Annotated in this window: 8 protein-coding genes; all 8 read right to left on the minus strand. The window is 36.1% G+C overall.

Annotation, left to right across the window (positions count from 1 at the left end; translation table 11 throughout):
- Positions 1-303, minus strand: a 303-nt coding sequence (locus tag SORDD15_RS09965; RefSeq protein ID WP_081102352.1) for a YwqH-like family protein, incomplete at its 3' end; no start/stop codon positions are given.
- Between the two features lie 3 nt (positions 304-306).
- Positions 307-636 (minus strand): DUF4176 domain-containing protein, encoded by a 330-nt coding sequence (locus SORDD15_RS03395; protein ID WP_061414348.1) that lies wholly within the window; start codon positions 634-636, stop codon positions 307-309.
- 11 nt (positions 637-647) lie between these two features.
- Positions 648-5024 carry a type VII secretion protein EssC gene (essC, locus tag SORDD15_RS03400; RefSeq protein WP_061414351.1) on the minus strand — a complete coding sequence of 1459 codons (4377 nt, stop codon included), beginning with the start codon at positions 5022-5024 and terminating at the stop codon, positions 648-650.
- Between the two features lie 9 nt (positions 5025-5033).
- A complete protein-coding gene (essB, locus tag SORDD15_RS03405; protein ID WP_061414354.1) occupies positions 5034-6200 on the minus strand; it encodes a type VII secretion protein EssB in 1167 nt (388 codons plus the stop codon).
- A 14-nt stretch (positions 6201-6214) separates the two neighbouring features.
- On the minus strand, positions 6215-6457 hold the full coding sequence (locus SORDD15_RS03410) for a type VII secretion protein (protein ID WP_044020224.1): 243 nt from the start codon (positions 6455-6457) through the stop codon (positions 6215-6217).
- A gap of 124 nt (positions 6458-6581) precedes the next feature.
- Entirely contained in the window at positions 6582-7043 is a 462-nt protein-coding gene (gene essA / locus SORDD15_RS03415; protein WP_061414357.1) for a type VII secretion protein EssA, read from the minus strand.
- Between the two features lies 1 nt (position 7044).
- On the minus strand, positions 7045-10284 hold the full coding sequence (gene esaA / locus SORDD15_RS03420; RefSeq protein WP_061414360.1) for a type VII secretion protein EsaA: 3240 nt from the start codon (positions 10282-10284) through the stop codon (positions 7045-7047).
- A gap of 57 nt (positions 10285-10341) precedes the next feature.
- Positions 10342-10644, minus strand: a complete 303-nt coding sequence (locus tag SORDD15_RS03425; protein ID WP_061414363.1) for a WXG100 family type VII secretion target — start codon at positions 10642-10644, stop codon at positions 10342-10344.
- Between the last annotated feature and the right edge of the window lie 392 nt (positions 10645-11036).

The raw sequence follows: 11036 nt of genomic DNA on the forward strand, positions 1-11036 counted from the left end.
GTCATAGAAGGTATCCATCTCTGTTTGGAAACTCGTGTAGTCACTGGAGAAGGTTTCCCACTGCTTGGTGAAGGCATCTTTTTGTTTGCCTTGCCATTCCGGCTGGATATTGCGGTGGTTGATAGGATACCTAATATCATGAACCTTTTTTTGAATTTCCCCTACAGACTTCTTGGCCGTGCGAAGACGTTCCAACTGTTCATCGATAGTCGTAATCCGTGATTGGGCAGAGGAGATGCTGGCAGAGTGGGCATTCACCTGTCTTTGCAGAGAATCGATTTGCATATAATCAACTTCTCCCATCTCTTAACCTCCCAATCCATTTACGTCATTCAATTCGGCTACATTTCCTTTAGGGATCTCTGTCTGGTCTATAACCGCAGCAATATTTTCCAACATGAGGTCATTATCCTCATCACTATAACCCTCTTGAACAACCTTAAAAATATCTTCATGATTGAAGTAGATCAAATTTTCACCTACGACCCCTTCAGGATATAGGCAAGCACCGTAGTCAAAGCGATAGATATTTCCTTTGACAGGAACAGCAATCACTCGAGAGATAATCATCATTTTCTTTGTATTCCCTTTTAAAATAACGATACTGCCGAGTGGCAACATAGTCGTTTCTTTCATTGTATCCCTTTCTAAATTTCTAATAGTTGAACAAATTCATAACGATCTGGATAAAGAATATGTCCTTGGTTAGGTTTAAGCGCAGGCTCATTCATGATATAAGGATAGCGAGTATGATCTTGATCGCTAATACGTACACCAAGAAAGACCTGTTCTACTAACTGATTAGCTAGTTTGACAAAATTATCGTATCGATTTGTTACTAGATCCTGATAAGCACCAGCAAACACCAAGGTTACTCCATAGCGAGGGCCTTCTGTGAGGAGTTCTTTGAAGTCTACTTCATTCATCCCTGCTACCATAGCTGTCGCAGCGATATCTGGTATCATAATCAACCATTTTGGATAATCCTGGTCTGGAGATGAGACGCGTTTCCTAAAGTCTTCCAGTATCGTCTTCATCACATCAGCAACCTCCAAAGAACTATCAAAACGCTGAATACCAGCAAAGAATTGACTACTAATACGTTGACTAGAATCAAGAATAACCGTATTATACTTGTCTGACAAACGTTTCAGATGATACTCTAATAATTTGTAGTAATTTGTTACAAAGGCAGGACTATCTGAAGCAATAAGAATAGGTCGGTCAAAGCTAAATGATGCTGGAACAACAGCTTCTCTTTCAAGACCCAAGATAAAGTCTTGACTGTTTTCTAAGAGATCTGACATTACCTCTTTGGTTACCTTCTCTGGCAACATTGGGATACCCGTAGGAAGCGGTCCATCGTATGCCACAGCCATTGCTTCTTGTTCTGCACGAACTTCTTTTATGTAGTCCGTATAGTATTCACTACTGTACGGCAACATCACTTGGAATTGGACGATATCGTCAAATTTAGCTATCGCCCGGCCTTTGATTTCATCGAGTGGAATGTTTGAACGTCCTACTACACCTGACAAGTCACTGTTATCAAATAAGAAGAGAGAAATCTTAGTCTTAAAGTTGGATTGCAACTGTAATCGCATCGCATTGAGACGAGAAAGTGTCACGACTAGATAGATTCCTAGAGAAGCACCATCTCGAGCGATGACATTTAAAGTATCATAAAAGGCATCTACAAATGGGGCATCCATCACACTATCAAAACCATCTATCTCGATGAAAATAGTTGGAAAACTCTCATCTGACAACTGATTGTACTGCGTTAGATTTGTCGCTCTTGCTCGCGAAAGAGCCCGTTTCCGAGTTTTAATCTCTCTATTCAAAAATCGAAGAGATTTCATGATTTTCTCAGTTTCATCCAAGGTGAAATAATCTGCAATATGAGGGAAATCAGAAATAGAGATTAAACCACTAGTACCAAAGTCATAGAGATAGAAATGGACCTGTTCTGGTGTGTGCTTACGGATTACGTCCATCGCAAAGTTCTGTAGAAAAGTGGACTTCCCGAATCCTGGACTAGAAACTAATAAAATATGGCCTCTTTGTTCCATATTGAAATAAAGGGGTGATTGTTCCTGTCTTTCAGGAATATCTTGATACCCAACCAAAATAGGTTGTAAGGCCTCTGAACGTCCCCAATAATCCCTGAAGTTAGTCGATTGTGTATCTTTAGCACATATCTTTTCTTCGAGTGGTGGCAACCAAGGACTGGCCACCTGATGAATATGAAGACTGTCAAAGACTTCACGAGCTTTTTCTACAATGGCGTCCAATTCTGTTGGAACAGCCTTTGCTTCTTTTCGATTGACTAAACCACTCAAATCTTTATTAATGGCGTTGTATTGGCCATTACTTGTAATCTCATACACCGTTGTATTTTTTTGAACATGGTTTCGTCCTTCTGGATTATAGTCCGCACCTGACCACGCGCTTTGGAATAACTCATAGATTTCATTGTTTCCGACTTGAAGATAGGCTCTACCTGTCTGGGTGATTTCTGCAGCATCAGGTGTTTTGATTACTTCTCTAGAATCTGCAACATCCTGTACTTTAAGAGCTATTTTAAACTTAGAGTTGGACCAAATTTGATCATTAACCACCCCACTAGGTTTTTGGGTGGCTAAAATTAATTTAACTCCCAATGAACGACCAATACGAGCCGTAGAGACCAATTCATCCATGAAATCAGGTTGATTTGCCTTCAACTCTGCAAACTCATCACTAATGATTAGTAGATGTGGTAATGGTTCTTTGACCTTCCCTTCTTTGAAGAGTTTCATATACTGGTTGATATGATTAACGTCATTTTCTGCAAAGATACGCTGACGTTTCTTCAGTTCAGCCTTGATAGATACCAGAGCCCGATTCGCCTGGTTGCCATCCAAGTTTGTAATTGTACCAACGACATGAGGTAGGCCTGCAAAGAGATTAGCCATCCCTCCACCTTTATAGTCAATCAAGAGGAAAGCAACCTCATACGGATGGTAGTTCACCGCTAAAGATAGAATGTAGGACTGAATAAGCTCAGACTTCCCTGATCCAGTAGTACCAGCAATCAATCCATGAGGTCCATGCGCCTTCTCATGAATGTTTAGATAAAGAATATCATCCCTACCTCGGACTCCTAGAGGAACAGCCATTGTTTGGAAAGTCTCATTGTCCTGCCATCGTTTTAAAAGATCTAGTTCCTCTACCTTATTGACTCCATACATCTCCAGGAAGGTAATGCTATTCGGAATCGAATTACGCAAAGTCTGAACATGATGAATACCCGCAAGATTTCTCGCAAAATTTTCCTTTTCCGATAAACTTACAGGAGGAAGAGGCGTAATTTCTTTATTTGTATAATTGCCATCCTGAAGTAATACGGTACCTTTTTTATCTCCTCGATAGTCAACAACTGTCTTAACGTGTTCTGGTAAACTTTCAAGTACCTCTTCTACGAAAACGTAATGAATCCCTAAATGGGATAAATCTTCATTGATGTACTCCATAATGTTGTGATCCAACATCAGGCTTAAATCTGTAATAAAGAGAATATAATGAGGGCTGTATTGCTTTTCCTTTCCTTTGTCCTGCTCACTATCTAATTTTCTGTCTTTAATAACTTGATAGAGTGACGTCAATAGTTGATCTCGAGTACGTTGATTGTAAACAAAACCACGGCTATTTAGTGCTTTAATTTTCGTATGAGGTAACCAACGACTCCAATCCCATAACTCCAACTCTTCCTCTCGAAAAATTGGAATAAACTGTAAATCATGATAACTTTGGAAAGTTGCTAATTGCATCATCATCTGTTGAACTTGTTCAATTACTATTTGTCGTGTTCCGATATAACCCATAGGATTTGTTAATGTATGAGTAATCGGTACCTGCTTGGTCACACGATAGTAAGAAAGTAGTTCTTGAATTTTTTGATTAGCAGCCGCATTGTATTTTGTCAACTCAGAATCTGAATACTCAATAGAGAAACTAGAATTAACTTCCCCCAATCCTAAGCGATAAGACAAGAAATCGAAGTGATAGAGCGTTTTCTCATAAATTCGTCGATCTATTTTTTCTACCATTTCTAAAATACGAACTATATCAGGAAAATGATAAACCAGAGCTTCAACTTGTTCATCACGTAAGTCAGCTAACTGAGAATATTTGGTTTCCAAATATTCCATATAGTCAACAATTTTCTGTTCTTGAAGTTCCTTATGTGATTTTTTATCAGAAAAATAAGTATGAATGGAAGTCCCAATAGTAATGACAGACATCCCCATCATCATAAACATCATTCCACCACTACGTGTAAAGTAAACGGTCAGTATCGTAAAGACAATCATCGCCAAAGGGGTAATAATCAATCTTAGTAACGATTGTTTGTTACCTTCATCATCTGTTGGTGCCGAAGCAATCGTTACTTTATCCTCAGGTTCTCTTAGAATAATCCGTGGAGAGCGATGAAATTCTTTTGAACGGTCTTCGACCATTACTTCAGAAAAAGGCAGTAAGCTCGTCTCAATAGAAAATAGTGAATGAATCGATAAGATTTGTTTTTGAACGGATAAAGCTAGACCTTGTTCAAAAACGATTTGATCCATATCTTGAATGTTTTGCTTTCCTGTTTTTCTTTCACCGTTAATGTAAAATGGACTAACACTGTAAATCGTCTTATTTGTCCCATCAAAGGTCAAAATGATTTCTATAGGAAAATCAACTAAGCGAATAGACGCTTCTTTCTTATCTGATAAATAAAGTATTTTCTCAGGAAGAAGGTAATGCTCTGTGTTTTCAATAATCAATAAGGAAACATTTATATTTTCAGCTATAGAAACCAAATGATACCCATAAAAATAAGTCTCCCCGAATAGTTCAACTCCATTTTCCTTGACTTCCAGCACCACATTCTCAAAAATAGGAAGATAGATATTAGAATCTACAGAAGACCCCATTTGATAGGTTTTTCCTGCATAGAGTGGATAAACATTGCCTTCAAAAAATAAATAATTCATAGACCACTCCTATCTTGACTCTGCTGAAGCTGAAGTTGATGTCGAAGTCGTATTCGACTTGTTCGTCTCAGGTGTTAGGTAGTTTTTCTTCAACTCTTCCAATTTACTCTTATAATTGTTTAGTTGCTCCGTACGTTGTTCTGATGTGAGGTTAGGATTTCTCTGAACTTCATCAACCTTTTTAGTCAGACCGTACATTAATAATTGTGGATCATCTAGGTAACTCGCAATATCTATAGCTTCATCAATTTTCGACTGGCCAATTAAGACCCAGTAACGAAGATAGTCTGTACTTGATTGAGTTGATATTTTGGATAGTTCTGTCTTTTGCGCTTCAGTTAAAGGTTCTGTTTTGATGACCGAAAAAGCTACCATATAAGCATCATCTTGACTAAGTGATTTAGAGTCTGTATTTTTAACAGTAGATACAACCGATGAATAATCTTGGTGTACAAAAGCCAAACGTAAGTCTGAAATCATTTGTTGATTAGGCATAGCGAACAATGCAAAGTAAAGCACTCCAACAATTGACAGCACTCCAATAAGTGATGCAATAATAGTAGTCCACTTCAACCGCGAAACAAGTTTGTTAGGAACACGTGAAAATTTTTCTTTATTTTGTTCCTGTTCTTCTAGGTATTTTTCTAGTAGTAAGGCTAAGATTGCATCCAAATCTTCAGCCTTCATGATGGTCTCACAAAACAGTTTTCCCTTATAGAATGGCGACTGCCCCTCCACTAATTTTTCATAACTTACCTTTTTATCTAGTAGAGATACTATCATAGCTTTAAAGTTAACGGTAAACGCTTCTAGGTTTAATGCATCATAGGGAGGCACTTGCCCTTTAACACCACGAAAAATGAATAGGGGATTCCCATTTCGTGAAAATACTAGATTACTAGGTGATAACTCATAAGTATAAATTGAATCCTTCAGCAAGTTAAATAATTGACCAACATTGATCAGATGACGTAACTTTTCTTCATCAATCATCTTAGTCAGCTTATCCCAAGAATAATATTCATCTGTCAAAAGACTTTCAATCGTTAATTTACCCTCTTCCTCAATGACATTTTGATTCACAAAATAAGCTTGTGTTGCTGTTAATAGAGCATAAGCTATTTCTCGATTTCCCTTGATATCTCCAACTACTAATTCCATTTTTTGAACGTCCATACCTGACTCCCTTACTATATTCTTTCCAGTTTTAATAAAACTCCGTCTTTCACTAATGCTAGACTGCTCGTACTAGCAAGAATTTCTCCAGACTGTTGATTTCTTACACTTGGATTCATTACCTTAACCCCTATACCATAAGTATCTGAGACGATTTGTAGTAATTCTTTAATCGTTAACTCAGTAGGAACTCTTAAATCTAATATTTTAGATAAAAAAGGCGAACAATCCAGACTAATATTAATGTACTCTTCCATAGAACCCTCCTAAATCTATTGTGTTATGCCTATTATATCACGCAGAACATGAATATTGAAGAACTTTTTATTTATAAAAAGGGAGATACATTTGTATCTCCCTCTATGTATTTTTCTATCGATTTTATTGTTTAGCTGTATGTAACTTTTTATAAAAGAGCGAGTAAATTGTGACAATCATCCCTAGTATAAACAATAAAATTGCGGTCCAAGAAACAGGAGACTTTACGTTTTTAAGTGAAACAGTCTTTTTATCACTGTGATTGATTTGAATCTGACTGGTAAATAAAGCAGACTGGTACTCATTAACGATATTCTCCGTTTCCACTTTAGTGATAAATAAGTTTGTTTTAACTAATTGATACTTTTCGTTATCCAATTTTTTAGTTGTATCAACTAATTTATAGGTCTCAGGATGAAATAACTTTGTCAAGTTACTCTCCTGTTCAAAGTACTGAATCTCCGTTTTCTTGGTATTTTTATCTAAAGATGTATCTATTTGCAAAGATCCATCATTTGCAAAGACAACACTTCCTCTTGTAAAAATTAAAAACAATAGAAAGATAAAGACAATGGTTTTTTTCATATTACTTGCTATCCTTAACTTGACGATACAAGAAAGTATTTCCAAGTCCCAAAGCAATTGTGAGAACAACAATTACCATTACTGACTGAACAACTCCATTTTGCTGATTAATGAATAATTTCACTGCACCTTCAAGATATGTCAATGGAGAAAGAGCTGTTAAAATAGGAGCCGAATTCACATAATATTCGTCAAACAATTGAGTTGCTGAAATGATATAAAGCAGTAGTAGACTTATACTTATCAAAAATCCAAGACTTTTTAGTTTATCCATAAGGATATTCAGACCATATGTCATCATTAGACTTACCAAGACAAGAAGTACTACAAACCAACTCAACTGACTTACAGAGAAAGCAAGTTTAACTCCAGAAACAATCGCAATTATAGAACCTGCTGCTACTGAAATCACACTTAGAAAGAACATTGGGCCAGAAGAATTTCTCCATGACAAACGATCCTTCAAACTGATTAATCTTTGCAATTCTTCTTTATCTGCATGTTGGAAAAGATAAGCAACAACCAAGCTAACAAGATAGCTGACTAAGATAATAAGAAGTCCTGATCTTTCGTCTTGACGATTAGTCTGTGACGGTGAATTGGTCGCAGCTGATACGACATTCCCAATTTTCGAAGCATCAACAGGATTCGACAAATATTCATAGACAGCTTCATTTTTGGTGTTACCTGTTTTAGTATTGCTCAAAACAGTAGAAAAGTTTTTAAGAAATTCTTCGTTTGAACCATATTCACTAGACATGATTTTCTTCAACTCAGAAACGCGTTCACTTAATGATTTTCCGTCTTTTTCCAATGTATTAACATCATTTGTCAACTGAGTCATAGTAGCTTGTATCGTCTCAGAAACAGCTTGGTTTGCTTTTGTATTGTCCATCAAGGTTTTACTAGCTGACATCAGTGTACCTAGGTCCCTGTTCATATCCATACTAACTGTAACCATATTAGTATTATCTACTTTTTCTGTTACAACAAAACTAGGCTTATCTGTAATTGTTTTATCCACTAATTTGGTTTGTTCAATTAACTGACTTAACTGGGTCATTAAATCATTGGTTGTTGTTCTCAGCTGACCAATATTAGATGTCAATTTTTCAGTGTTAGCTAATCGAGACTGAATATCCGTCAATTTTTTATCCGAAATCTTCAAATCTGATTTTAGAGCTTCTACTGTGGTCGCTTTGATTAGATTGGTCACAATGGTCTTGAGGTCATCATTATTTGCTAAGGAAGCAAGAGAACCTTCTGCTGGAACAAACGTATAGTCCGAATAGGTGTTTTTAGATAAATCTAAGCCGTAAAACGCAGTAACAAGTCCTGATAACTGTAGATACGCCTCAACATCTTTATAAATCGCTTGAGTTAGCTTAGTAGGATTGTACTCCCAGTTAGAAATAATGTCTTGCATCTCATAATGACGATTCAAAACTTTTTTTTCTGTTTGATTTATCTTAGTAGTCGTGATGGTCTTCGTAATTGTGATAATTTCTGTTGGTTTCTGCCCATCAGACGTAGAGGAACTTGACGTTACAGAAGTAGCTGGACTAACAGGCGCAGAATGAACTGTCTCATTCTCTATTTTATCTTTTTCTACATAAGGGGCATCTTCCTTTATAACTTTTACATCTTCTGTCGTATCTAATTGATACTTAACAAGCACAGGTGATAAGAGATTGAGATCATTTTCATTCTTGATTCCTAGTGTGTATGAAATAGTCATACCTGGAGATGCTTCACTAGGGATAGATACCTGATAACTCCCTCCTCCAAGATCAGAGAATCCATAGTTTGATTCTTTCAGATAGTATCCGCTTGGTACTGTTAATGTTAATTTTGAAATTTTCCCTTCAAACGAAGGTAAAGTTAGCTCACGTTTTGTTGTGCTCTTAGATTTAATGTCATTCTTTAACTGAGAGAATTCTTCATTTTCAAGTGTTGTAGCTTGCAAAGTTGGCAAATCTTTCCCTGTCTTCTTACTATACCACTGTATGAAAGCACTAATATTTTTCAAATGTTGTTTATCAGTATCTGACAAAGAAAGATTATCTATAGCTGCATCATCGTAGTATACACCTGGCCATTTACTAGTAATTTGATTTTCCATACTAGTATTTAACGACTGGATATAACTTCCAAGAGTTTTATTAGCTCCATCTATCGCTGAGGAGTTTTTAGCCAAGGAAGACTCTACTGCTTCTCTAATCTTTGTATCATAATTTGATAAGGTATCATCAATTTCCTTATTATTCTTCTTCAAGCTTTCGAGAAGTTTTGTGATATCTTGATTATAGGAAGAAGCCGTATCAGTAGTTTCTTTCCAAATAGCTGGCTCTGATAACTTCTCAGTAACTTGAGTGTTTATAGCAGTTAATCGAGTTAATTGTTCCTTAACTGATAATTTAGAAAAGTCGTTATCATAGTTGGCTAAAGACTTTTCTCTAGTATCTAAGGAACTATCCCATTTTTTTTGTTGATCATCTATTTCTTTTATTGTTCCCTCATATGTCTTATCGACAGAAATAATTGATTTAAAGGCATCATTTGTATTTAACAGGGTCTTGTTAAATGACAAATACGATGATAACAGATTATTCGGTGATGAACCTAAGCCATTAAATTGTTGACTATATTGAGCAAGAGGATCCACTAACTTACTATTAAAGGACGTTAGTGACTCATGTTCATTTGTAACCACATCAGCAACCTGGCCTTGTGCTGTTTTCAAATTCCCAATAATACTAGTGAAATAAATATTAATCAAGTCCTTATTAAAGAGTTCTTTGAAAGCTACTACTGCTTGTTCAGCCTGTTTGACAGTCAGTTGATCACTTGATTGAATTTGATATTGAAACTTCGCCTGAACAGGAGAAGTTGATTCGATTGCTAAAGCCTCTTCTGAAAATTTACTTGGTAAGATTATCATCAACTGATAAGTCTCATTTTTTAGACCGTTTTCAGCGATTGACCGAGAAACAACTTCTACTTTGTAATTATTTTTAGCTATGAATGAGTTTACTAAAGTATTCGCAATGTTAACCGGTTGTCCATTATATACCTTACCCGTATCTTCATTAACAACAGCTACTTTGATAGGGGCTTGTTGCACTGAGGAATCTGAGTTCGTTCGACTGATCGGTGTTGGTTTTACAACTGCAAAGAAGGAGACTATCATTGTAACAAATAACAGTAGCATCCCTAAGCTAAATAAAACTTTCTTATTCACATGTTCTCCTTAAATAAATGTAGTAAAAAAGTTGAGGAGAAATCCTCAACTTTATCCTTAACTATTTTGAATGCCAAAGTTCTTAGATAAAGCTTGGTCATTTTGTTTCATTGCTTCAGCAGTCTTATCAAGTTGTGTATTGATTTGTTGCATCAAATCCGCAAAATTTACAACCTTCGGTTTCAATTCAAGGAATTGTCTCTCGAAACCTTGGAAGGCAGCACCTTCCCACTCTGAACGAAGAGTGTCTTGTAGGCGTTGAAGATTGTTCAAGATAACTCTGATATCGTTAGCAGCTTTTCCATATTCACGCGCACGTGATTGAAGCGTCTCTGTGGACACACGAATTTGGTCTGACATATTCTTACTCCTATGTTCTTTTTTTCTTATTTTAACATTATTCAAATACTTATGCAAGTATTATATCAAATAATTAAAAAAAATAATATTTTAGCAATAATTAGTTTGATACTATAAAATATCTAAATAATTCCCATCCTACTTGATATGTATGAAACGAAAAATCATACTAATCAATGTAGAAGCCCATTCCTTTCATTTATTTTTCAGATAGTAAGCTCTGAACTTTCTCAGAAATCTTGACCAGATCCTCCACCCGTTTAGCAAATCCGGTCGAAGCTGTGCCTGTACCCCAGTCCTTTGTGAAAAGGCACTTAACTGAATATTAAGTGCCAATATCAAAAATATTATAGCTGATTTTCTTTTACTTCTTCATTAGAGAATACTTTATA

It is taken from the genome of Streptococcus oralis (assembly GCF_001578935.1).
Taxonomy (GTDB): domain Bacteria; phylum Bacillota; class Bacilli; order Lactobacillales; family Streptococcaceae; genus Streptococcus; species Streptococcus oralis_R.

Excerpts from the sequence above, each read along its gene's own strand:
- SORDD15_RS03395 (WP_061414348.1), bottom strand. The coding sequence starts at position 636 with ATGAAAGAAACGACTATGTTGCCACTCGGCAGTATCGTTATTTTAAAA.
- SORDD15_RS03425 (WP_061414363.1), bottom strand. The coding sequence starts at position 10,644 with ATGTCAGACCAAATTCGTGTGTCCACAGAGACGCTTCAATCACGTGCG.
- essC (WP_061414351.1), bottom strand. The coding sequence starts at position 5,024 with ATGAATTATTTATTTTTTGAAGGCAATGTTTATCCACTCTATGCAGGA.
- essA (WP_061414357.1), bottom strand. The coding sequence starts at position 7,043 with ATGAAAAAAACCATTGTCTTTATCTTTCTATTGTTTTTAATTTTTACA.
- essB (WP_061414354.1), bottom strand. The coding sequence starts at position 6,200 with ATGGACGTTCAAAAAATGGAATTAGTAGTTGGAGATATCAAGGGAAAT.
- SORDD15_RS03410 (WP_044020224.1), bottom strand. The coding sequence starts at position 6,457 with ATGGAAGAGTACATTAATATTAGTCTGGATTGTTCGCCTTTTTTATCT.